General features: G+C 35.6%; 22 protein-coding genes. 10 read left to right on the top strand and 12 right to left on the bottom strand.

What is annotated here, in order from left to right:
• Positions 1-7 precede the first annotated feature (7 nt).
• The 8 genes from F9B76_RS04885 to F9B76_RS04850 form a co-directional block, all read right to left on the bottom strand.
• Positions 8-1,531, bottom strand: a complete 1,524-nt coding sequence (locus F9B76_RS04885; protein WP_159991101.1) for a tripartite tricarboxylate transporter permease — start codon at positions 1,529-1,531, stop codon at positions 8-10.
• Positions 1,528-1,971: a tripartite tricarboxylate transporter TctB family protein gene (locus F9B76_RS04880; protein WP_159991100.1), complete on the bottom strand. Its 444-nt coding sequence runs from the start codon at positions 1,969-1,971 to the stop codon at positions 1,528-1,530. The genes F9B76_RS04885 and F9B76_RS04880 overlap by 4 nt, the downstream gene beginning before the upstream one ends.
• Positions 1,972-2,082: 111 nt before the next feature.
• Complete coding sequence (locus F9B76_RS04875) at positions 2,083-3,081, bottom strand: Bug family tripartite tricarboxylate transporter substrate binding protein (RefSeq protein WP_159991099.1); 999 nt, start codon at positions 3,079-3,081, stop codon at positions 2,083-2,085.
• Between the two features lie 385 nt (positions 3,082-3,466).
• On the bottom strand, positions 3,467-4,225 hold the full coding sequence (locus F9B76_RS04870; protein ID WP_159991098.1) for a DUF4261 domain-containing protein: 759 nt from the start codon (positions 4,223-4,225) through the stop codon (positions 3,467-3,469).
• 126 nt (positions 4,226-4,351) lie between these two features.
• Positions 4,352-5,761 (bottom strand): sensor histidine kinase, encoded by a 1,410-nt coding sequence (locus F9B76_RS04865; RefSeq protein WP_159991097.1) that lies wholly within the window; start codon positions 5,759-5,761, stop codon positions 4,352-4,354.
• A 15-nt stretch (positions 5,762-5,776) separates the two neighbouring features.
• Positions 5,777-6,472 (bottom strand): response regulator, encoded by a 696-nt coding sequence (locus tag F9B76_RS04860; protein WP_159991096.1) that lies wholly within the window; start codon positions 6,470-6,472, stop codon positions 5,777-5,779.
• A 135-nt stretch (positions 6,473-6,607) separates the two neighbouring features.
• Positions 6,608-6,862: a Txe/YoeB family addiction module toxin gene (locus tag F9B76_RS04855; protein WP_159991095.1), complete on the bottom strand. Its 255-nt coding sequence runs from the start codon at positions 6,860-6,862 to the stop codon at positions 6,608-6,610.
• A complete protein-coding gene (locus F9B76_RS04850) occupies positions 6,859-7,113 on the bottom strand; it encodes a type II toxin-antitoxin system prevent-host-death family antitoxin (RefSeq protein WP_159991094.1) in 255 nt (84 codons plus the stop codon). Before F9B76_RS04850 ends, F9B76_RS04855 begins: the two co-directional genes overlap by 4 nt.
• A 207-nt stretch (positions 7,114-7,320) precedes the next feature.
• Here F9B76_RS04850 and F9B76_RS04845 point away from each other — a divergent pair, with 207 nt between their 5' ends.
• From F9B76_RS04845 to F9B76_RS04835, 3 genes are all read left to right on the top strand, one after another.
• Positions 7,321-7,608, top strand: a complete 288-nt coding sequence (locus tag F9B76_RS04845) for a type II toxin-antitoxin system RelB/DinJ family antitoxin (RefSeq protein ID WP_159991093.1) — start codon at positions 7,321-7,323, stop codon at positions 7,606-7,608.
• Positions 7,609-7,612: 4 nt separating this feature from the next.
• Positions 7,613-7,909: a type II toxin-antitoxin system RelE/ParE family toxin gene (locus tag F9B76_RS04840; RefSeq protein ID WP_159991092.1), complete on the top strand. Its 297-nt coding sequence runs from the start codon at positions 7,613-7,615 to the stop codon at positions 7,907-7,909.
• Between the two features lie 283 nt (positions 7,910-8,192).
• Positions 8,193-8,726, top strand: coding sequence for a copper chaperone PCu(A)C (locus F9B76_RS04835; RefSeq protein ID WP_243140682.1), 534 nt, complete (start codon positions 8,193-8,195; stop codon positions 8,724-8,726).
• Positions 8,727-8,895: 169 nt separating this feature from the next.
• Here the strand turns inward: F9B76_RS04835 and F9B76_RS04830 are convergent, their stop codons facing one another.
• Genes F9B76_RS04830 through F9B76_RS04815 form a run of 4 tightly spaced genes read right to left on the bottom strand, consistent with a single transcriptional unit; the run spans position 8,896 to position 12,604 of the window.
• A complete protein-coding gene (locus tag F9B76_RS04830) occupies positions 8,896-9,546 on the bottom strand; it encodes an ABC transporter ATP-binding protein (RefSeq protein WP_159991091.1) in 651 nt (216 codons plus the stop codon).
• Complete coding sequence (locus F9B76_RS04825) at positions 9,543-10,340, bottom strand: ABC transporter permease (RefSeq protein WP_159991090.1); 798 nt, start codon at positions 10,338-10,340, stop codon at positions 9,543-9,545. Before F9B76_RS04825 ends, F9B76_RS04830 begins: the two co-directional genes overlap by 4 nt.
• Positions 10,340-11,431 (bottom strand): capsule biosynthesis protein, encoded by a 1,092-nt coding sequence (locus F9B76_RS04820; RefSeq protein WP_159991089.1) that lies wholly within the window; start codon positions 11,429-11,431, stop codon positions 10,340-10,342. Before F9B76_RS04820 ends, F9B76_RS04825 begins: the two co-directional genes overlap by 1 nt.
• Before the next feature lie 9 nt (positions 11,432-11,440).
• Entirely contained in the window at positions 11,441-12,604 is a 1,164-nt protein-coding gene (locus F9B76_RS04815; RefSeq protein WP_159991088.1) for a polysaccharide biosynthesis/export family protein, read from the bottom strand.
• Positions 12,605-12,872: 268 nt separating this feature from the next.
• On the opposite strand from F9B76_RS04815, the gene F9B76_RS04810 reads away from it, so the two are divergent.
• The 7 genes from F9B76_RS04810 to F9B76_RS04780 all read left to right on the top strand — a co-directional run bounded on the left by F9B76_RS04810 (position 12,873) and on the right by F9B76_RS04780 (position 24,963).
• A complete protein-coding gene (locus tag F9B76_RS04810; protein ID WP_159991087.1) occupies positions 12,873-14,081 on the top strand; it encodes a capsule biosynthesis protein in 1,209 nt (402 codons plus the stop codon).
• A gap of 458 nt (positions 14,082-14,539) precedes the next feature.
• On the top strand, positions 14,540-15,667 hold the full coding sequence (gene wecB, locus F9B76_RS04805; protein ID WP_159991086.1) for a non-hydrolyzing UDP-N-acetylglucosamine 2-epimerase: 1,128 nt from the start codon (positions 14,540-14,542) through the stop codon (positions 15,665-15,667).
• Between the two features lie 5 nt (positions 15,668-15,672).
• On the top strand, positions 15,673-16,941 hold the full coding sequence (wecC, locus tag F9B76_RS04800) for a UDP-N-acetyl-D-mannosamine dehydrogenase (protein WP_159991085.1): 1,269 nt from the start codon (positions 15,673-15,675) through the stop codon (positions 16,939-16,941).
• A 4-nt stretch (positions 16,942-16,945) separates the two neighbouring features.
• On the top strand, positions 16,946-19,249 hold the full coding sequence (locus F9B76_RS04795) for a glycosyltransferase family protein (RefSeq protein ID WP_201289358.1): 2,304 nt from the start codon (positions 16,946-16,948) through the stop codon (positions 19,247-19,249).
• A gap of 2 nt (positions 19,250-19,251) precedes the next feature.
• Positions 19,252-21,960 (top strand): DUF6270 domain-containing protein, encoded by a 2,709-nt coding sequence (locus F9B76_RS04790; protein ID WP_159991084.1) that lies wholly within the window; start codon positions 19,252-19,254, stop codon positions 21,958-21,960.
• Positions 21,961-21,967: 7 nt separating this feature from the next.
• Positions 21,968-22,948, top strand: a complete 981-nt coding sequence (locus F9B76_RS04785) for a CgeB family protein (protein WP_159991083.1) — start codon at positions 21,968-21,970, stop codon at positions 22,946-22,948.
• Positions 22,945-24,963, top strand: a complete 2,019-nt coding sequence (locus tag F9B76_RS04780) for a capsular polysaccharide biosynthesis protein (protein ID WP_159991082.1) — start codon at positions 22,945-22,947, stop codon at positions 24,961-24,963. Before F9B76_RS04785 ends, F9B76_RS04780 begins: the two co-directional genes overlap by 4 nt.
• Positions 24,964-25,130: the final 167 nt, after the last annotated feature.

Below are 25,130 nucleotides of genomic sequence, written 5' to 3'. Positions count from 1 at the left end.
AAATAAATTAATTAGCTGGTGCGGTAACGACTTTTTTACGCCATTTTCGTAATAATGGGGGAATAATACCCACAGCAAGAGCGGCAATCCATAGACCTATTGAGAGATAGCTTTCAAAAAGAATTTGAATATTACCATCTGACATAGATAAGGCACGGCGAAGGTTTTGCTCCATCATATTGCCTAATACCACACCAAGAACAAGCGGTGCCATAGGGACATTAAATTTACGAAGAAAGTAACCAATAAGCCCAATAATGACCATTAGCATTAAATCAAAAGTTGTGCCGTTAATGGCATAGACCCCAATAAAGCTGATAGAGAGAATTCCCGGGACTAATAACCAAGGTGGAATGCGTAACATAGCAGCAAAGACACGTACAAGAGGTACATTCATAAAGAACAGCATAATGTTTGCAATAAAGAGGGAAATGATTAAGCCCCAAACAATTTGTGGTTGTGCTTCAAAGAGAATAGGGCCGGGGGTAATGTTATAGAGGGTTAACGCCCCCATCATCACGGCTGTTGTGCCTGATCCAGGAACACCTAATGTGAGCATAGGAATAAATGAACCTGTTGCTGCTGCATTATTTGCCGATTCGGGTGCTACAAGTCCTCGAATATCACCTTTCCCAAATTTTGCATGGGGGTCTTTACTCTCTACTATTTTTTTCTCATTGGCATAGGCAACGGCAGATGCAACGCTTGCCCCAGCACCGGGAAGAATACCGATAAAAAATCCCATTACACTTGATCGTAAAGTTGTCCAAGCAGTTTGACAAATTTCTTTAAGATTAAAGAGTTTGCGTGTGCTTTTTGGAACATCAATTGATTCACCTGCTAGAAGATTTTCTAACATTTGTAGCATTTCAGCAATAGCAAATAAACCAATGACAACGACAACAAAATCAATCCCATCGGCTAAGTTGGGTAGATCAAAAGTATAGCGATAAACCCCAGAATTGGCATCTACACCAACGGTAGAAATCGCTAATCCTATCATGGCGGAAAGAATACCTTTGACGGGTTGTTCACCCAATAGGCTAGTGAGTGCCGCAAAGGCAAAAACCATTAATACAAAATATTCTGCAGGCCCAAAGGCAACAGCCCAATTGGCTAAGATAGGGGCAAGAGCAAGAATACCAATAGTAGCAACGGTAGAGCCAACAAAAGAAGCCCATGCAGAGAGGGATAAGGCAACACTGGCTAAGCCTTGACGTGCTAAAGGATAACCATCTAGGGTTGTCATAACAGAGGCTGCTTCTCCCGGAACATTTAATAAAATAGAGGTAATACGTCCCCCATATTCTGCACCTACATATACGGCTGCCAATAGGATTAGGGCTGTTTCAGGGGGTAGTTTCATTGCGAAGGCGATAGGTACTAACATTGCTACCCCATTGATAGGGCCTAAGCCGGGTAATACGCCTACGATAGTACCGATAAAAGAACCGATAGCTGCTACGACTAGATTGAGTAAAGAAAAAGCTACCCCAAAGCCTAAACTGAGATGGTCAAAAAATTGACTCATAGTAAATCTCCTAAAATGCCAGTCGGAAGAATAACGTCAAGCCCTTTATCAAATAAGAGAAAAAAGAGGATACCCATACCTATACCGCCAATAACGGATTTTTTCCATGATCCTCCAAAAAGATGGGCGACAAAAATAGTCATTAATGAGGTGGATAGAATAAAGCCTAACCATTGGAAAAGAAAGGCATAGGCTGTTATGTAAATCAGCATGGTAAAAATACGAAAATTGGCGTGAGGGGGATTCGATTTGATAGGATGACCTCCCTTTTTAATCAAGACTAATCCACAAATACCAATAATAAGTGCAATGAGTAAGGGAAATGCTTTTGGCCCTACAGGTTCGTAAGAAAATTCTGCGTCAAGTGAATAACCAAAAAGGGTCAAAAAAATAGCAAAAAGTAAGGCAAAAAAACCTAGCGTACGGTCATTGAGTGGCATGATAAACCTCAAAGAAAATTAAGTGTTATCGTATTATTTTTATAAAGCAGAGAAAGAGGGTAAGATAACCCTCTTTCTGTGATATCTATCTTTATCGCATAGTGTAGGAAATTATTTTTTAATTAAACCAAAAGAGTCTGCTAGTGCCTTGTATTTTTCAACACGTTCTTTTACGAATGTATCAAGTTCTGCTCCCGTTTTATTAAAAGGGAATAATCCTTGTTGCTCTTGTAGTTGAGCAAATTCGGGTGTTTGCATGAGTTTATCAAAGGCATTGACCCAGAATTGGTACTGCTCATCGGTGATTTTAGGCCCGACATAAAAGCCACGGATAATGGGCCATTGAATATCATAGCCTTGCTCTTTGGCAGTAGGGATATTCGATAAAGTACCGGGTAAGCGTTCATCATGGAATACAGCGAGAATACGAATAGGTGCCCCGCCATCTATTAATGTACGTGCTTCTGCGGCATCGCCCATATAGGCTTGGATATGTCCACCACGCAGAGCGGTAACGGCTTCACCACCTCCTTCAAAGGCAACAAAACGCATTTTTTTATAATCAACCCCTGCTGCTTTGGCAGTGAGAGCGGCTTTCATCCAGTCTTGGCTACCAACAGAACCGCCTGCACCAAGAATAATCTTACGAGGGTCTTCTTTAAAGGCTTGCATAAGGGAATTTAGGTCGGTGTAAGGGGAATCGTTTCGGACAATGGCAACACCGTAATCGCTACCAATGGCGGCTAACCAGCGGACATCATTGACATTGTATTTTCCAAATTTTCCTTGTGCTAGGTTGAGTAATGAACCGCCAGAGAAGGCAACGATAGCGTTAGGGTCATCAGGACGTTGAGCTACGATATTGTTATAGGCAACAGCACCAACTCCACCGGGCATATAGAGTGTACGCATGGGTTCGGTTAAGATGCCTGTTTGTTGAAAGCCGTTTAGGGCGACTCGGCAGGTAAGGTCAAATCCACCACCGGGTTGTGCAGGGGCAATACATTCTGGTTTTTTGGGTTGTTCTTGTGCGGATACTGGGCTAAGTAGGGATAGGCTTAGTAAGCAAGCACTGATAAGTGTGGTAGGTTGTTTGGTTAGTTTTATCATGGTTATCTCCTTGTTGATAGGTAAGGTGAGTCTCTTTTGAGGAGGAAATAGGTATAACCTTAACGAATAATAGCTTTCGATTAGCTTTCAAAATAGGTTTTTTTTGTGAAAACTAGGGAAAGTCCTAATGAAAATGTTTTGTTATTAAATATTTTTGATGAAATTAGTATTTATTTTATAGGATATTTTAGTTATAAATTATTGCTTACAAAAGCACTGCAAATAATGTTGAGTTGCAGTTCTTCCGCTTCGCTTAAGAAAACTCGCTTGGTCAATCGTTATTTCTCCGTACTTTTTGAAGTAAAGACGGTTATTATTTTTACAGTTGTATCAATGGTGTTATACCGTTTCTAACACCACGATTTTCTATCATCAGTATAGGTTTCTATTGAGGGTATTGAATTTTTAAACTCTTACCATCTAATGCAATCGCATCACTAAGGGTGATACTGAGTTTTTGTTCTGCTGAGAAACCGATAGTTTCACCATCTTGTAGTGTTATATTAGCGTCTAAAATATACGCAACGACATCTAATAGAAAATTACGAATCTCAATTAAATCAGCATTGCTTGCATATACCTCAATTTCTTCTTTTCCAAATTTTCTCATTCCATAGGTATAGATACCAGCAAATTCATCCGTATGATAGATACCAAACCATACCCAATTTAATATAGGTAGAGTGTTTTCGTCTTGCTGCATAATTGAAGCGACTTCTCTATAAAATTGTGGCTGGAATACGGCTCCATCTGTATAAACAGCAATCGTATTTTCCTGTTTTAAGCAGGAAGAAATAACCTTAGTAAATAACTTCCCTTTGTCTAATACATTGGCATCTTTTCCAAGTACAGAAACTAAAAGATGTGCTTTATGGCTTTTGCTTATTTCTACTGCATCTTCCCACATATAGTTTGTGGCTGCATGGTATTCGACTTCTTTGTTTGGAATGGGAATTGGCATAAGAGAGATGACAAGCGTCATATCACCAATCTTGGTGTATAGTGTATTGTCTTGGCTATCATTAGGTAATTCTATATTCCAGTCTGTTTTACAATCGTTTATCAGTTGATTGATGTCCCATTGAGTATCGGAAAGTAGTACAAAGGCAATAAAAGACCCTGTTGAATTTTCTTCTTTGTTCATGATTAAATTAATTTTAGTGTGTTCAAAAAATTGGTAATGTTAGTAGGCTAACAGAGAAATTAGCTTTTATTTCCCTGTTATTTCTTTGGAGTATATCACTTGAGGAGTATCAAGACAATCGCCGCTTTAGCAAGATATTGGAAAGTGCAGTGATACTTTTAAACCTTGATAGGTAGGTCGTGAAACAAAGGTGAGTGTAGCATGGTTAATCTCTGCAATGGTTTTGACAATAGCAAGTCCTAGTCCTGAACCTTGTTGTGTTTGGGCTGCCTGTCCTCGTTGAAAACGCTTACCCGCTTCTTCTATTTCTTGTGTACTCATACCTATACCATTATCCTCTACACATAGTTCAACAGTATTTAAGGTTGTTCTAATAGCAATAGTGATATGACTTTCTTGAGGGGTATATTGGATAGCATTATGAATAAGGTTACTGAGGGCTTCTTTTATTAACCAAGGGATACCGGTAATGTAAATAGGGGTGTCGGGTATATCCAGTCCATAATCTATTCTTTTTTGTCGTGCTAAGGGGAGTAATTCATTGACGGTGTGTCTGGTTAATAGAGTAAGGTCAAATACTTCATGTGTAAAGTAAGTGGTATGGTTATCTGCTAAGTCTTGTACTTTAGCTAATGTGAGTAATTGATTAGTAAGGTTAATGGTTGTACTGATTTTCTTTTGCATCGCAGTCAGTACATCATTTAATTCATGTTCTTGGGAAATAAGGCTTTGTGCATAGCTAATTTGGGTATTCAAAACAGCTAATGGGGTACGAAGCTGGTGAGAGGCATCATCAAGAAATTGTCGTTGTCGTTGGCTTTTTTGGGTATAACGTTCCATATGTAGGTTTAATGCATTGACAAGGGGTTGAATTTCTTGTGGGATATGGTCTGCCAGAATAGGGCTAAGATCGTTTTCATGCCGTGCATTAATTTTATGGCTGAGCTTTTTTAATGGTTTTAAAGCCATCAAAATACCAACCCAAATAATAATAGCAAGTATGATGAGTATGACAATATCTTTTATGAGTGTTTGCCAAAGCATTTTTTTGATAAAGTCTTGACGAGCAGAGGATAGTTCGGCGACTTGAATAATTAGTTTTGTATCGGGAGCATAGTGTAAGGTGTTTTTGGGATAGATAGCTATTGCAGCAACACGGATGGATTCACCAAAGTAAGTGCTGTTGTAAAAAATGGGTTTATCTTGTAGTGCTTGTTCGGGAAGTGGGATAGCGGCATATCCTAGTTCGGTTAGCCCATCTTCTGTGGCAACACGAAAATAAACAGGACTTTGGGTGGTTAGGGCTAAGAACTCAAATAAATAAAAGGGTTGTTCCATGGATAATCCACCGTGGTCGGTATGAATATTCACTTCTATAGAACGTAATGCCCCTGCTAGTGTTCGATCAAATGCTTGATTGATTTGTGTTTTTAATTCTTGTGTAGAAACCAGTAAAAAGACAATGGTAATGGCGATAAAGATAGGGATTAATAGCCATAATAAGGTTGATTTTAAACTGGTATAGTGCTGTTTCATACGGGATTATCTTTCTTATGGTTGCTGATTTGAAAGGGGAGGTGTGACGGGTTCTAAGCAGTAACCAATCCCTCTGAGTGTTGTAATTTGTATATCGCTTTGATGTAGTTTTTTGCGTAAACGATGGATAATGACTTCAATTGCATCAAGATTAAAATGTTCATCAATATTGGTTAAGCGATCAAGGATAAATTGTTTATTAATGGGTTCTCCACTTTTTTGTAAAAGAATACGGAGAACTTCACTCTCTCTGGGGGTGAGTGAAAGAGGGATTGAGGCAAGAAAAAAACACTTACTACTGGTGTCATATCGCAGACTACCGCAACTCATGCTGGGTTTGTCTTTTCCTCTACTACGGCGAATTAAGGCACTGAGACGGGCAATAAGCTCTTCCATCATAAAGGGTTTAGGTAAAAAATCATCTGCTCCGCTATCTAAGGTATTCACGCGTGTTGCCAGAGAATCTCTTGCGGTGAGGACTAATATAGGGGTGTGATTATCTTCGGTACGAAGTTTGTTTAATAAGGAATAACCATCTAAAGAAGGAATGCCCAAATCAAGAACAATCGCATCAAATTCTTCAAGATGTAATTGCTTATAAGCGAGTAGTCCATCATTCACCCATTCAACATTAAATCCTGCATTTTTATGTAGGGCTTTTGATAACCAATGGGCTAAATCAGGATCATCTTCAATCAATAAAATACGCATTTATTTTAATCCTAGGCTAAATATTAAATGTTTCTATCAATGGAAAATAGTATAAAAAGAGTAGTGCTTACTGGTCGCTTTTTTAAAAAGAGTAGTTAATGGTGAATCATGATAAGTGGCTTTGTATTGACTTGTCTAGTAATGATACCTACAAGCGATAATAAATAAACTATCGGCTTGGACTTCATAGACTAATCTATGTTCCTCTGTTATTCGTCTAGACCAAAAACCTGATAGATTAAATTTAAGTGGTTCTGGTTTTCCTAGTCCCTCAAAAGGTGTTCCTTGTATATCTTTTATTAATTTGTTAATTCGTTTAAGTATCTGCTTATCTATTGTTTGCCAGTAGAGATAGTCTTCCCAAGCATGTGTTGAAAATATAATTTTCATTCTGATAACTCTGTTAGTTCTATGCCTTGATTGGATTTTAATTCTTCAATCGATTCTAATAAACGTTTTACATTTTTGGGGGAACGTAAAAGATAGGCTGTTTCTTGTAAAGCACTATACTGTTCTTCAGACATTAATACACAATTGCCTCCTCGAGAACGAGTGATAAGGATAGCTTCTTGATTATCAATGGTTTGTTGCATTCGTTTTGATAGATTTTGGCGTGCTTCGGTATATGTAATTGTGTGCATAATAACTCCTTAATACTGTTATATTGTACAATATCATGTACATATTTTCAATAATATCTTGTTATATGCCATGAGCAAGGTGGTGAGTGAAGTATGTTTGAACTAGGGGAAAAATATCAGGTATAGGAATATGTTGATAATTATAATGTATTGCATTGAAATACAATAAGGACTATAATGTGAGTATCTTATATTAAGGAGATTACTATGGCAAATTTAAATAGTGCTTCTTTTAGTTTTCGGTTAGCACCATCCGTTAAAGCGGAAGCATTTAGTGTAATTGAGCATTATGGTTTGACCCCATCACAAGTGCTAAACGTATTTTTGACACAAATTGCAAATACAAAGAGAATTCCTGTCGATTTATCCTATTTAGAGCCAAATGTCACCACATTGCGATCAATGCAAGATGCGGAAGAAGGTAATGTAGAAATGATTGAACCATCTGATATGAGTATTGCTGAGGCTTTGCTTAAAGTACCTGACATATCCTAATCACATGATTAAAGCAATAGCACAGTCTAAAACGCTTACCATAGCTTATACCAAAGATTTTAAGAAAGACTTTGATAAACTTAGTCTCAAGCAAGTGCTTTCAACAGAATTTACTGAAGTTATGTATCATCTTCAGCATGGGTTACCTCTACCTGAAAAGTATAGAGATCATCCATTAAAAGGAAAGATGAAGGCATATCGTGATTGTCATATACAAAATGATTTAGTGCTGATTTATAGTATTAAAGATGGTGTATTAACCCTTATTCGTTTGAATTCTCATTCAGAAATTTTTAATTGATATCCTATTCTGATCTTTAATGATACTTGGATAATGGCTTATCTACTGGCTAGATAAACATGATTTTTCTTTAAATAAAAATGATATATCAATCGTTCTTAAAGTTTAATAAGTACACTGTATATGATTGAAATAATTTTTACATGGGTATATTTTTGAAGTGTAATAAAATGCTATATAATATATTCAAATTATACATATCTATTTGAATAAAAAAATGGTATGCTATGGGTATGGTTTTTCTCGTGAGCATTGTCTCAATATTTATACATGGAGGTTTCCTATGTTTTCGCTAAAAAAAGTATCTCTTTTGACGGCATCTTTACTCGGTGCAATGGCTATCGCTCAACCTGCACTTGCACATTCTGGTCATGATCATTCAGGACAAGCAGCACATCATCATGCTTCTCACCATTCTGCTAGCCATAAAGAAAGTGCAGTAAAGTTAGAGGTATCTAACTGCTGGGGACGCTTAAATAATGAACAACATCCATCAGCACTCTATGTTAATTTTAAAAATACAGAAGATACTCCAGCTTATGTAGTGGGTATAAAATCATCTCATTTTGAGAAAACTGTACTACATGAAAGCTACGAAGAAGACGGTATGATGGGTATGCGTCATGTAGCAGAAGTAGAAATTCCTGCTAAAGGCGCTGTAGAGTTTAAACCGGGTGGCTATCACTATATGCTCTATAAACCAAGCAATGTTAAGCAAGGGGATAAAATACCTTTCACATTCTTACTAAGCAATGGTCATGAGCTTAGTGCCGAATGTGTGATGAAAAGCCCTAAATCACGTTCATTTAATGATTAATATCTCTAAGACAACATAGTTATTTTTATAAAATAAGACTTTACATGAGAGCTAATCGGTTACCGCTGATTAGCTCTTTGTCTATTTGTTGTATAGCGTTATTTTTGCTACTATCCTGCTCTTACTAATCAAAGGGAAGGGATTAGTATGATATGTTAGCCATACTTAATTATTTAAGTTGATTATAGAATTGATAGGCATTTTCCATATTATCAAATTGGTGCATAATGCCTTGTTCTAATACCATTGCATTTTCACAATAAGTTTTAATCGCGTTAGGGCTATGGGATACAAGGATAATCGATCGATCTTTGCGTTTTTCAAATAATTCATACTTACACTTATCGGCAAAACGTGAATCGCCTACAGCAATAATTTCGTCAATAAGATAGCAATCAAATTCAACAGAAAGTGATATGGCAAAGGCTAAACGGGCTTTCATACCTGAAGAGTATTTTTTGACAGGTTCATAGAGATAATCCCCCAGTTCTGAAAATTCTTCAGTAAATGCTTTGGCAGAATGAATATCTATGCCGTAAATACGACAAATAAAGCGTAGATTATCCATTCCTGTTAAGCTCCCTTGAAAAGCTCCGCTAAAGGCTAGTGGCCATGAAATGCTCATGGAATGTGTGATTTCGCCTGATGTGGGGGCTTCTACACCACTGATAAGACGGATAAGAGTTGATTTCCCTGCACCATTACGACCTAAAATACCAATTTTTTCCCCCTTTTTAAGTTCAAAATTAATATCTTGTAGTACCGTACGCCAACCATTATTGGTATGATATTTTTTACTGACATTTTTTACGTTAATCATTGTGGTTCAACTCCACGACTTAATCGCCTAATGAGTAGTAAACCCATTAATAATAAAACAAGGTCACTGACGATAAGAAAAGTAATGTTTTCATAAGTCGTCACTGTTTCGCCAAAATAACCATGACGGAACATTTCGGTGCCGTGAATCATGGGAATCCATAGGGCATAGGGTTGTATATGACTGGGTAAAGAGTGGACAAAAATAAAAGCCCCTGAAAGTGGCATCATCAAAAAGCTGACGGTACTCCAAATTTTGCCAAACGCATCAGAGTGATAGGCAATATAGCAGATAATAAGTCCTAATCCTGTGGCAAATAGTGCCATTAGTAACCATGCATTCAACATATAGAGTACATCAGCAGGCATAGGTATGAGATCAAATATGATAAGCCCTACCATTAGAACAATTTGAGCAATTGTCGCACCAGCAACCTCAAGTAAGATACGAGCAAAAATCGTATCTAATATACGTACATTACGATGATAGAGTAGGCTGATATTAGCGGAAATAGCACCAATAGTACGATTAGAGGCATTACGCCACATCATCATTAGCGGATACCCAGTTACCATAAAGGCAGTAATATTCAGTGTGGACACTTGGCTGGCACGTATAAGCCCCCAGAGTAATACAATTAAACCTGTCATTAATAAGGGTTCAATAAAGAGCCATAAGAAACCGATATTTTTGCGTCCATACCGTGTGATAATTTCACGCATTAGCAAAGCAAAAATAACGCGCAATTGAATAATAACCGATTGCTTTAATGTCGTTTGTTTACCGTATTGCATTAGTTTTTATGCTCTTTAATACTAGCTAATAATAAGGTTAATATGCCATATAACATTAAGCCGATAATAAGGGTGGCAAGAATATTATAGAGACGATAAGGTTCTACGGCAAAATCAGGTTTACTTGGTTGCTCAATAACCTCTAAGTAAAGCTGTTGGCGTTCTGCCTCATTTTTAGTATTGTGTAGTGTTGTCATCGCACTGGTGAGTTGTTGTTGGGCGAGTGTATTATCTAATACAAGGCGTTGATATTCTGCGGTTTGGTTAGCCGTAGAATCGCCACCTCCAAGGACTTGTTGGATTTGTTTCTGCATCTCTTCTTGGATACTGGCTTCTCTTGCTTTTAATGTTTTGACTTGAGGGTTAGCAGGAGATATAGAGCGAACTTGATCCAATTGAGTCTGGATATTAATGAGTTCACTTTGTAGTTTAGAAATAAGTGCTAGTTGTACTTCAGACTGTGCTTGTACATCAAAGACAACATTATTAATACGGTATTGTGTTAAGGCATTGGCGGTTTCTTCTACCCGAGTAGTGGCTTCTTGGACAGCTTGTTCTGCAAATGCAATCGTATCATGGCGAGCCCGTTCATTCAGTCGATTGATCAAGGTTTCGCCTTGTTGGAGTAATTCCATATTTATTTGTTGTGCAGCTTCTGCGTCAAAAGCACGAATACGTAATGTGGTAATCCCCGATACAGAGTCTAAACTTACCGACTCTTTATGGCGAAAATAGCGAAAGAATTCTTCGTTAGATTCTCCAATACCAAAAGGTGCAAAACGGCTAAATATATCACCTTTATTATAAAATTCACGCAAGGGTAGTTTTTGTTCTAGCTGTGATAAGGCATTACGTGAAGTCATGTATTCACGCACAGTATAACTATCGTCTTGTGAACGAGAAAATCCTACATTTTGTAGTACAGCACCCATGCCACTAAGAGCGGCTTGATTATTGGGTGAACGGACAACAAAGCTAGACTCTGAAATATAAATATCAGAAGCCCAAAAGCTAAAATAAAAAAAGGCACAAAAGGTAGGGATTAATACGGTTAAAGCGAATAATTTATTGGTTTTTTTAAATAATTTCATGAGTATTCCTTATAAACTATTAACACTGTTTGTTGTACTAATAACAGGTGATGTAATAGAGAAAATAATTCTTAGGAATTTTTGAAACTCTGCCAGCGGTGCATTAGAGACATAGACTAAATCTTTATCTTCCATATAGAAACGCTGTAGCCAGAACATTGACTTAGGGTCTAGTAAATTGATGCGATAGACTCTGGGAATATCCATTCCTTTTGTATAGCCTTTTTGTGTCCAAATATGTTGTTCGGTGAGTGATAATTTATCAAAGGGAATGTATCGGAAGATAAAGACACCTTGAGGATCGGCACGATGATCGATTAATCCGCCCATTCTACCAATCGCTTCGCCGAGATTGATACCTTTGGCTGCAAATCTGACTTGTTGGTTATTTCCTAATGCCCCTAAGCCAGTAAAACTTAATGGATTGTTGAGTAGTGTTAATACATCACCTGAACGAAGTTTGATATTTTCGGAAGGGTTAGCCGTGAGGACTTCTAATGATAGTGTTTTGACTTCTGTCCCTCGTGCTAGTTGTACGGAAACATCTTGAATGTTTTCTGTTGTGCCACCTACTGCCGCAACGGCATCTAGTACTCGCTCACCTGTTGGTGTTAGTGGCATACGGATACTATTTCCTTGGCGAAGGACAGTAACATTGGCGGTATTATTTTTGATAAGACGTACCAATGCTTGAGGTTGATTGGCTTGTGTACTGAGGCGGTTTACAATAAGACGTTGAATTTGTTCGGGTGTTTTGCCTGTTACGGTAATTGCTCCCACAAAGGGGACGGTAATTTTGCCCGTTTTACTCACTATTTGCTCTGGTAGGGTAGTCAGTTGTGATCCCCCTGTGCCGTTTTCATTGAGTACCGCACCGAATAATACCGCTGGAGGTGCTTCCCAGATCATGACTTCAAGGGTATCGCCTACTTTGACCGTGCCTGTATAATCAGCCATTTGTTGGGTAAATTGACTAAAAAATTGTTGCTGACGTTGATTAAAAAGATTTTCTGCAATATGGTCATTAATATCCACAACATCTACTTTGGATTGGTAATCTGTGCGTTGTTGCTGAAGATCCATCACTTTGCTTTGTTTAGGACCTGAAGTAGGCATAGCGTTACAAGCACTAAGGATAACTGCAATTGTGCTTATTATCATCCGCTTTTTCATGCTTAATCTCTCCGAATAAAGGTATGTTTTAGTTGTTGTTTATTAAATGATAAAACTCGACAAACTAATAAAATAACAAAATGGTATTATTTTATCTTATTTGATTTCTTTTTATTATAATATTTTACTATTAATAATCTATTATTTAGATTTTGTGATAAATTGTAATGCTGTTTATCATAAAATAAGTTAAATTAAAAATCATGTTCTTTGACTATTTTATGAGTAGAACATTAAATAGCATAAAAACACTGAGTATCTTTAAACCATGCATAATTTAACCCAATTATTAAAGAATAGCCATCATATTCTATTGCTACAGGGGCCTGTGGGTGGTTTTTTTATGGATTTCTCCAAATGGCTTTCTGATAAAAATAAAGTTGTTTTTAAAATAAATTTTAACGGAGGTGATGAGTATTATTATCCTTATCATACGCCGAATACATTTGCTTACCGTGATACAGTAGAAGCCTTTGAGAAAAAATTAAAACAATTTTGTTTAAAGCATAAAATAGACAGTATTATTTGCTTTGGGGATACGCGTGTCTATCACCGAATGGCTAAGAAAGTAGCGTACCACTTCAATATACGGTTTTGGGTTTTCGAGGAAGGTTATTTTAGACCAGACTATGTTACCTTTGAGCAAGACGGGGTCAATGCTTATTCTTTGTTGCCAAAAGATCCTCAATTTTATTTACAACAAGCCAAAAAGTTAGACTTGCCAAAACCAGCTAAAAAAGTAGCAAAAGGTTTTCTCCCAATGGCAAAACGAGCCATTTTTTACTATGTCGCTGCCTGTTGCCGGCAGTCTAGCTATCCGTATTATATCCATCATAAAGAATTTAATTTACGATACTATATCCGTCTTTGGAGTAAGTCGTGTATTAAACGTTTTTATTATTACTGGCAAGACTATTTTTTTGCCCACAAAATAAATACAGGGAAAATACAAAACTTTTATATTGTTACTTTGCAGGTATATGATGATACACAGGTCAAAGTGCATTGCGACTATGCCTCTGTCGTTCATTTTTTGGAAGAGGTCTTAACTTCTTTTGTATTGCACGCACCTAAGACATTAAATCTGGTGATAAAACACCACCCGATGGATCGTGGTTTGATTGATTATACCTGTCTGATTAATCAATACATTGATCAGTATCCACACTTAAAAAATAGAATTTATTATATCCATGATGTGCCTTTGCCTGTTTTATTAAGAAAGGGTAGAGCAATGGTAACCATCAATAGTACAAGTGGTATTTCTGCTTTACTGCATGAAATGCCTGTTATTACGCTAGGGCGAGCAAATTATGATATAGAGGGATTAACATCTCAGCAATCTTTGGCACAGTTTTGGCATACCCCAACAAAACCCAATATGCTGTTATTTGATGCCTATCAAAAATATCACCTAAATACAACAATGATTAATGGTAGTTTTTATAATCGCGTTATTTTTGATGATGAAATTTAAGTAAGAATTGTTCTTTTGATAAAGTCAATATTCTGGTTATTTATTTATAACTATTTGAAATATATAATTTTCTCTTTCAGGTAACTTCCCAAAAATAAATATTTTTTATTCCATTATAAATATTTCTTTGTTTTTCTTAATTATTCAATTTGTATATTTATTTTGCTATATGTTAAAATGTGCAATATATTATTTTATTTTTGGTAATTTAAGAAAATATGTATGTCATATTCTGATGTAATAATTTGTAGGCTTATTAGCTATCTTAATGTGTCAAATTTGGCATAACAAAAATGAATGCTTAGAAATGGGGTTGAAGATAAGTTAGTACAGATATTTTGTCGCTATAGCTTATCTTTATATGATTAAAGTCATTTAAAAATTATTTAATTTTGAGAGGATCTATTTCTAGTTGAGATGATTATTTATCCGCTAGAAATATGTATTTTTATATGAATATGAGAAAAGAACAAAAATTACTCATTGTCTTTGGTACTCGTCCAGAGGCCATCAAGATGGCTCCACTGATTGAAGGTTTAAAGACCAGTGGCTTAGATTTTAAGGTCTGTGTAACAGCACAACATAGACAAATGTTAGATCAGGTGCTGGCATTATTTAATATTCAGCCTGATTATGATTTGGACATTATGAGCCAACAGCAAACTTTATCAGGTGTAGCAGGACTTATCCTCAACAAAATTCAACCGATTATTCATGAGTATCAACCCACTATCATATTTGTACATGGTGATACCGCAACGACTTTGGCTACAGCACTTGCCGCTTATTATAATCAAATAGATATTGCCCATATTGAAGCAGGGTTAAGAACTTATAATCTATATGCCCCTTGGCCAGAAGAGGGGAATCGTAAATTAACAGCCGCTATTGCGAAGTATCATTTTGCTCCCACAGAAAGTACAAAACAAAATTTATTGAAAGAGGGTGTTCCTTGTGAACAGATTTATGTAACGGGTAATACGGTTATTGATGCCTTGCTATTGTCATTACAAAAAATTGAACAAAATCCAAACTTATCTTCCCAGTATGCGAAGCAGTTTGCTTTTCTGGAAAATAAGCGAACCATTCTGATTACAGGTCATCGTAGAGAAAATTTTGGGAGTGGTTTTGAAAATATCTGTAATGCACTCGCTATATTGGCTGAACAACACCCAACGGTGCAATTTGTTTATCCAGTTCACCTTAATCCAAATGTTAGAGAGCCAGTAAATCGCCTACTCAATAGCAGACAAAATATTCATTTGATTGAACCGCTTGACTATCTCGCTTTTGTGTACTTAATGAAGCAATCTTATTTGATTTTAACGGATTCAGGTGGTATCCAAGAAGAAGCACCTTCTTTGGGTAAGCCAGTATTAGTAATGCGTGAAACAACAGAGCGACCAGAAGCCGTTGAAGCAGGTACTGTCAAATTAGTTGGAACATCACAAGAACGTATTATTCAAGAAGTAAATAAATTACTTGAAGATGAACAAGAATATCGCAAAATGTCTATGGCACATAATCCGTATGGTGATGGAACAGCAATAGAAAAAATATTGGAGATTTTAAATAAAAAAGGATAAATGAAATGAGAGAATTTCAGCGTATTTCTGTAATTGGTTTAGGTTATATTGGTTTACCTACAGCGGCTGTCTTTGCTCAGCATAATGTTGAGGTTGTTGGTGTTGATGTTAATCTAATAGCGGTAGATACTATTAATCAAGGTAAAATTCATATTGTTGAACCGGGCTTAGATGTTGCCGTACAACAATGCGTAAAAAATGGCAAGTTAAGAGCCACTTTACTACCTGAACCAGCTCAAGCATTTTTAATCGCCGTCCCTACACCGTTTAAAGGGGATCATTTTGAACCTGATTTAAGCTATATCCAAAGTGCTTGTCAGGCGGTAGCCCCTGTTTTAGAAAAAGGGAATTTGGTGATTTTAGAATCGACCTCACCCGTTGGGGCAACAGAGCAAATGGCAGAATGGCTAGCCCAAGCACGTCCTGATCTCACCTTTCCACAACAGACGGGGGAAGATTCTGATATTCGTATTGCACACTGCCCAGAAAGAGTACTCCCGGGCAAAGTAATGCAAGAACTTATTGATAACGACCGAATCATTGGCGGTATGACTGAAAAATGCTCACAACAAGCAGCAGATTTGTACAAGGTTTTTGTCAAAGGTGATTGTATTATTACCAATAGTCGCACAGCTGAAATGTGTAAATTAACCGAAAACTCATTCCGAGATGTCAATATTGCCTTTGCAAATGAACTTTCTATTATTTGTGATCGCTTAGATATTAATGTGTGGGAATTAATCCGACTTGCCAACCACCACCCAAGAGTGAATATTTTACAACCCGGCTGTGGTGTTGGAGGTCATTGTATTGCGGTAGATCCTTGGTTTATTGTGAATAAAACCCCTGATCTTGCCAAACTGATTCATACGGCACGTTTAGTAAATGATGGTAAGCCAGAATGGGTTATCAGTCAGGTTAATGAGGCTGTTATTGAGGTATTACGCCGCCATCCTAGTAAGACAGTAGATGACATTAAGATAGCGTGTTTGGGGTTAGCCTTTAAACCTGATATTGATGATTTGCGTGAAAGCCCAGCCCTTAAAATTACCGAAAAACTAGCTGATAAATATCACGGGCAAATTCTAGCGGTTGAACCGAATGTTGAAAAACTACCTGAAAAATTGCTGAATAAAAATATTCAACATACCTCATTAGATGAAGCATTGGCGAGTGCTGATGTATTAGTGGTATTGGTGGATCATAAAGCCTTTAAGGGAGTAGCACTATCTTCTATCAATGCTGTTGTGGTGGATACTAAGGGGATTTGGTAATAGTATGTCTAAAAAAATCTTATCTAAGAGACAAGCTAAAAAAACATTGTCTTATAGTGCAGATAATTTACCTGAAAATAGACTAGTATCTGAAACAATAGAAAAGGATATTAGTCTTATTAAAAATAAATTGGATAGTTTAGATAATGTTATTGATGTAGCATCAAAAAATAAAGTATCTACAGACGAAATAGTAAGTAGTATTGAATCAATAAAACAGGATAATCAAACTACACTTAAAATTTATGAAAATGAAATTGCTAAGTTAAATACGACACTCAAAAACTTATCTGAGGATTATCAGGTTAAGCTTGATAAATATAATGAGGAATTAAAAAAAATAACGGATGACTATAATAAAAAATTAAATTTTGCTTATTTACAAACGAGAGAAGTTAAAGCGCAAGTAGAAAATACGCTATCCTTCAAATTAGGCTATACACTGATTCATTCGTTTAAATCTGTTGGTAATTTTATGGCATTACCGGGGGATTTATTAAAATTAGTTTCTTTAGCGAGGCAGAGAAAAAGTGGACAAGCACCACTTTCATCAAAAACTAAAGCGGTTAGTAAATCATCTAAAGCATTTCCAAAAGTTGATAGTCGATTTAAAAAACAATATGGTTTTAAGTTTATTTCTATTTTAGATGAAATTTCGCATACCTCATTTGATAGTGAGTTTAAATTATTTCCTTTAAATAAGGCGACTTTTGAAACACAAATAAAAGGCTCTAGCTCTTTAGGCTTTTTAATTGAAAGTTGTTGGAAAGGAAATTTTGGTGCATGGGAATATGCTTTTACATCACCTAATTTACAACATCAAAATGCTCAAAACCTTTTAAAAGCATTAGACACGGCAAAGGCTCGTCATTTTCCAGTTATTTTCTGGAATAAAGAAGACCCAATGCACTATGATAAATTTTTACCGATATCCTCTAAATGCGATATTATTTTTACTACAGATAGTAATAAAGTAAAAGATTATCAACGAGATATACCCCATGCTAAAGTAGATACTTTACTATTCGCGGCTAATATCAATATCTGTAATCCTGCGAATCGCTTTAGAAAAGAATCAGAAAATATTTGCTTTGCAGGCTCCTATTATGGTGTGGGACATGATGATCGCAAAAAACAAATGGATGCCTTATTACCAACCATTATAAAATTTAAAGGCGCTATTTATGATCGTATGTCTCAACTAGATAATGAGCGTTATGCCTATCCTCGTAAATATAGGAAATTTATTCGCCCTGCTGTACCATTTAGGGAAATTGTTGATGTCTATAAGCAATTTAAGATTTTCTTAAATGTTAATACCATCACAGATTCTCCAACAATGATGTCTCGTAGGGTATATGAGCTTTTAGCTTGTGGAACACCTGTTATTTCTACCCCATCTCTAGCGATTGATAAGCAATTTAAAGGCATTGTACAAGTAGCTAAAAATGCAAAAGAAGCCAATAAAATTGCAAAACGTTTACTTGAAAATGAGTGGGAATGGTTGCGCATATCTCATCTTGGTTATAGAGAAGTTATGTTAAAGCATACCTATGAGCATCGTGCTGTTCAAATAGCGAATACCTTAGGACAAAATATTACTTTAGATAGTCCTCTAGTGAGTATTGTTATTGCATCAAATCGACCGCACTTTATCGATAGAATTGCAGAAAATGTGATGGGACAAGTCTATCCAAATATCGAAGTCATTGTCATTGCTCAAAAATATACAGATGAGCAATTAATTCAATTGAAAAATAAATTAAATAGCGGAAATAAATTTAAATCCGTACATATTATCCGTAATGATAGTGAAGATACCTTGGGTAAACGACTGAATCAGGGCATTGAACTTTCTAAGGGAGAATATGTGGCGAAATTTGATGATGACGATTTTTATTTTCCAAATTATTTACAAGATATGTTAATTCCATTTAAATTTGGGGATTATGGAATTGTAGGAAAAAAAGAAATCTTTATTTATCTTGAATCAGAAGATAAAACCTATGTACGTTATAAAGGACAACGGCATATGGAAACTAATTTTCTTACAGGGGCGACATTAGTCTTTTCTAAGAAAGCATTGAGTAGTTTAAAATTTGGTGATTTAAATCGTGGGGAAGATTCTAATATATTAGAACAAGCCAAAATCAATAATATAAAAATGTATGTTACTGATCCATTTAATTTTATTGTTTACCGTTCTAAAAATATATCTAACCATACTTGGCAAGTAGAGGATAAATTCTTTACTGAAAAAGGTTCTTTTGTTGGTAATAAATTAGCAAGAGAAATAACGGAGATTTAAAAGTGGAAAATCAATTAAATATTACTAATTTCCTTTATATTAATCGTCCAACGGTGAGTAATGATACGGTTTATTTTCAGTGGCATATGGATTTAGGTATAGATAAATCAGTCGATAATCTATATGTTACTTATGATGAATTAGATATTAGCCATGTTCCTTTGCAAATTCACTATAACACTATACTTGGTCTTATTTTAAATAAATTACGAGGAATAGCTTATTCCACGGTGATTGTAACAGAAGACCCTATCAATAAAAATATGGCTAAATTTTGGTGTGAATACCATAAATTAGATAATGTCTTTTTTTCTAATTTAACACAAGAAGATATACCCAAATATATTGATACACAACAAAAAAGAACAGTTGGTATTTTATATGGAGGAGGAAAAGATTCTTACTTTGCCTTAGATAGTCTTTATGAAAATTCAAATATAGATAGGGTCTCTTTAATTTCTTTTGTTATTCCAGATGCTCATGTTAATATAAAACAGCTTGAGGAGCGTAGAGATAATCTTATTTTATCGCCTATATCCAATCAATATGATGTTGATATTATCAAAATAAAAACAAATGCAAGGTCTAATGTACAAGGGTATCATCTTGAATTATATTTTGCCCCTTTAGGGGTATTGATATGGTTAAATTTATTTAACTATATTACATTCAGCTATGAATATTGCCATTATTTTATTCCTGATGAGAATAATCATAATTTTGGTTTTGAGCGATCACAAATATCTTATATGAACAAAATAAGTTCATATTATTCTAATGAGATAGCTTCTATCCCTCTATCTATTTTCAATGCCAATCAACATTTGTCTGAATTATCTAGTTTTGGTTATTTAGCTAAAAAAAATAAAACATTCTATAAAACATTGTTGATGTGTGAATCTACTGTTGATGTGAATACTAAATGGTGTTGTTCCTGTACTAAATGTGCAGAATTTGTTTTATTTTCTATGTATTATGATATAGAACAAAAAGATATTAATTTGGATTACTTTTTTAAAGAGTCTGGTTGGATTCAAAAAGTAATGCTCAATATAAATAATAAAAACAGAGGCTCTTTTTTTACAGGCTTAACATCCCATTTACATTTTGATTCGTTTAGGTTTGTATTAAATAAATTATCAAATAAAGTAGAGAATTACTTAACAGATCCTATTGCAATTGAGAACTTCCATAAGTTGTCAAATTTCTTTAGTGAAGCTACTATTTTAAATGAAGATGCTTTTTATTTTGATGTATTAAAATCTACTTATCCAGTAGAGTTATATAATGAATCTTATAGACAGTTAAAGGCAATTTTACCATCTTCTCTTGCTCCTACAAGAAAATCAATAGGTAATATTAAAAGAAATTTTGACCTTAATATTCAACCCCAAATACCTGACTTAGTAGATATTTCAGTTGATAATCATCAGCTGTCGTCTTTATTAGTGCAAAATTATAAAAGAACAAGTCATCTAAATAGTAGTCCAACAGAGGGAATCATCAAAAGTTATCAATTAGCTTCTCTAGGTTCACTCAAAAATGAATATATTCAACGTAGTTACAATAGAAACTTTTTTGATATTAGTATTAATCAAAATCCTTTAAAAAGGGGGGAAGGTTATAAACTTGACTTGGTTATTTCTATATTTCATTCTAGCCAATATTGTGCTTTTATGATTAAAGTACCTCACTTTCAAAAAGCACTTGAAGATAGATTTGAGGTGATTTGTTCTGTCAATCAATATGCTGCTCTATTATCACTTTCTCAAGCAAGGGATAATATCGTCTATTTTTCTCTTACAGAACAGAATAAAAAAGAGTTAAAAGTAGTGATTTCTATAGAATTAAAGGCAAAATATAATTTAGAACCTTGGAAATGGGGTAATGCAGCTAGATTAATTTTGGATTCTTTTAAATTTTATGAAAAAGAACAAAATTTATTTTTTAAAAATAAAAATATTATTGAGATTAAAGATGATAAGAATATAGTAAAACCATTAAAGATTTTTATTGCCGGTTCTTGTGTGAGTAGAGATCCTTTTGGGGATAATAGTAACGATAAACTTCGCTATGTTGGCTATTTTGCTCGATATTCTCTTGCTAGGATAAGCTACCCCTCTATTAAAAATAGAGTATTAACAGAACAAGAATTTTGTCAAAAAATATCTTCTCCTTTTCAAAGAAAAATATTACAGCAAGAATGGGATAATTCTTTACTAGATAGGATTCAACAAACAGAATTTGATTTTCTGGTAGTAGATTGTATTGATGAAAGATTTGGTTTAGTTGAATATAGTCAAGGGATTTATATCACCAATTCAGATGAGTTAAAGAACGCTAAAATATTTGATATAAAAAATGCCCAAAAATTACAGCCTAATAGTCAAGATTTTTTTGATAAATGGGAAGAAGGTTTTAAGTCAGTAGTTAATGCTGTTGGTGCAGAGAAAATTATTATAAATAATGTTTTCTGGAGTAATAGGCTTGATACAGGAGAGGTATTTAATTTAGAAAGAGTTAAAGAGGGTAATGCAATATTATCTAAATTATACTTAATCGCTAGAAAATACATTCCAGATAATCAATTTGTAAATTACCCTGGTAATATGTTTATAGGTGATAGTAACCATAAATGGGGAAAATCGCCATTCCACTATAAACAGGAAGTTTATGATTATTTTACCGATTTTTTATTAAAACTAAAATAATTAATATATGAATATATTACTTATTAGTGATGATCTTACCCGTTATTCCTTATTGGCTGAAACGATAAAAATTCAGGAATCTTGGTTGACATTTACTAAGCATACGAATTCTATTTTATTTGTAGAATCCGCTTGGCAAGGCTACAAGAATCGCTGGAAATACAAAATAGCCTCTTATCCCGACTATCCCAATCGTACTAATGAAAAATTGGTACGATTAGTTGAGAAAGCCAAATCTAAAGGTATTCCCACTGTTTTCTGGAATAAGGAAGATGGGGTGCATTTTGATCGGTTTATTGATTCAGCCAAGCATTTTGATCATATTTTTACAGTCGATCAAAACTGTGTAGAGAAATATCGTGCAATTGTGCCAGAATCAACAACGGTTGATGTGGCGATGTTTCCTGTACAGCCTAGAATTCATCATTATCAAGGGTTTGATTTCCAGAAATTAGCCGCTAATTTTGTGGGTAGCTATAGCCAACATCTCCATGATAAGCGAAGAGAGCGACAGGATATGTTATTTACAGCAGCGGCTAAAGCAAAATTACCTGTAACGGTATTTGATCGTAATTCTGATAGAAAATCCTCCTTTTATCGTTACCCTGCCAAGGCTTTTAATTTAACGATTAAGCCTGCTGTGGATTATTTGCAAACGGCGGATATATACCGTCATTACCAAGTATCGTTAAATGTCAATACCGTGGAAGACTCACCTACGATGTTCTCACGGCGAGTGGTTGAAGTATTGGCATGTGGGGGGATTCTTGTTTCAACCCCCAGTTTGGCAATGGAGAGATTATTTAAAGATTACTGCCATATTGTGCATACAGAAGAACAAGCGGTTGAACTTTTTGAACGCTTAAAATATGGGGCATCTAAACAAGATCTTGAAATGGCAAAAGCCGGGGCGGATTTTGTATTGAATCATTTTACGTGGAAAAAATTCTTACAACAAATTGAGCAGGTCATTGAAAGTAAACGATGATATGGGCGAGTTTAGGTTTATGGCAACAACGGATTAGCTTAGATAGTTTTCTCGATGATAGCGAGAAAACGACAGGTAATCTATTGTTATGGGGTAGAAAACACGAAAGACGGCAAAAAATATTATCTGTGTTTGCCGATAATCCACTCTATATAGAAGACGGCTTTCTCCGCTCTCTTGGTCTTGGTGTACAGGGTTATCCGCCATTCTCAATAGTTTTGGATAAGGTGGGTGTTTATTATGATACCACTTGCCCCTCCCAGTTAGAACAACTTATCCTAGCAACAGAAACGTTAAATGAAGTACAACAACGTGAAGCGACTCGTGCGTTATCGTTAATTAAAACGCATCACTTATCCAAATATAATCATGCCCCTGATTTAGTGGAAATACCTGATACCCCAGTGGTATTGGTTATTGATCAAACCTTTGGGGACATGGCGGTGAAATATGCACAAGCAGATGCTAGCCATTTTATACAAATGCTGGATTGTGCCGTAGCGGAGAACCCCCATGCTACCATTTGGATAAAAACACACCCTGATGTAATAAGTGGTAAAAAGAAAGGTTATTTAACCGAGCTAACTCAACACTATCCGACTGTTCGTGTATTTGCTCAAGATGTGAATCCTTTATCCTTGCTGAATATTGCGGAAAAAGTGTACTGTGTTAGCTCGCATATGGGTTTTGAAGCACTATTGTTGAATAAAACCGTTATCACTTTTGGTGTGCCTTGGTTCTCAGGTTGGGGGGTAACAGAAGAGCGACATCCACAGGCACAGACCCTAGCCAAAAGCAATCGCCGAAAAGAGCGGTCAATTTTACAGTTGTTTTATACTGCCTATTTTACATATAGTCGTTATATTGATCCAAATACAGGTAAAAAAGGGACAATCTTTGATGTGATTGATTATCTGGTTACTGCTAAACAACAAAATACCTATTTAAGTGGTGATTTATATTGTATCGGTATGTCCTTATGGAAAAGGGCGGTGATTACGCCATTTTTTCAGTTACCCAATTGTCGATTACATTTTGTTCCTCATTTGTCTCAATTACAAAAAGTGCTACGTTCCCAATCATCTTTACAGGTGAAAATATTGGTTTGGGGCGAAAGAAGTGAAGAGGTGTTAGCCTTTGCACAGCAATATCAGATCCCTATTTTACGCATAGAAGATGGTTTTATTCGATCGGTAGGGTTAGGGTCAAATTTGGTCGCACCTATCTCCGTAGTGGTTGATGATAGGGGGATTTATTTTAATGCTCAACAATCTTCTCGCTTGGAACATATACTACAGCACCAGTCTTTTAGCCAAGCAGATGTGATACGAGCAGAGCAATTACGTCAGCGATTAATTCAATCACATATCGGTAAATACAATGTGGGTTCATCTGATTTTGTGGTGCAATCAGGCAGTAAACCTGTACTATTAGTGGTTGGGCAGGTGGAGGATGATGCTTCTATTCAACTGGGCTCACCCTATATTCGTGATAATTTGTCTTTACTTAAACGGGTAAGAGACAAAAATCCCCATGCGTATATTATCTATAAACCGCACCCCGATGTGGTCAGTGGTAATCGAAAAGGTGTGATTGCGAAAGAGCAAGTGATGAAATTGGCGGATGAAATCGTTACAACGGTTAATATTTTAGACTGTATTCAACAGGTAGATGAAGTGCATACCATGACATCTTTAGCTGGGTTTGAAGCACTATTACGCGGTAAAAAAGTGTATTGTTATGGTTTACCGTTTTATGCTGGTTGGGGATTGACGGTTGATTGTCTTGCTGTAGTACGCCGAAATCGTCAATTAAATTTACATGAATTAATAGCGGGTGTTTTGATGTATTACCCACTTTATTTTGATCCTAAACAAAAACGGTTAGTCAATGTAGAGCGTGCGATTGAGTATTTAAATCAGCAGAAAATGGAACAAGGTACAGCTACCGTTTATCGTCCGTGGTTACTTAAACAATGGGAAAAAGTAAAGCAGTTATGGAAAGCCTTAGGATAGCTTAGTTAGTAGGGCAATGTGAGTTTATTTTACTATTACGCTATGGCTTTTGATGCTTGGTTAAATAAGAAACCGCGTCATCACTTTACTAATACATGATTCATTATTGTGTTAATGCGTGCTTGAGTGAAAGGATGACGCTTTTTATAGATAGGACTGGTTGCCTG

It is taken from the genome of Pelistega ratti (assembly GCF_009833965.1).
GTDB classification, from domain to species: Bacteria; Pseudomonadota; Gammaproteobacteria; order Burkholderiales; family Burkholderiaceae_B; genus Taylorella; species Taylorella ratti.
The sequence above is the reverse complement of the archived record's forward strand: the minus strand, read 5'-3'. Positions and strand labels throughout refer to the sequence as shown.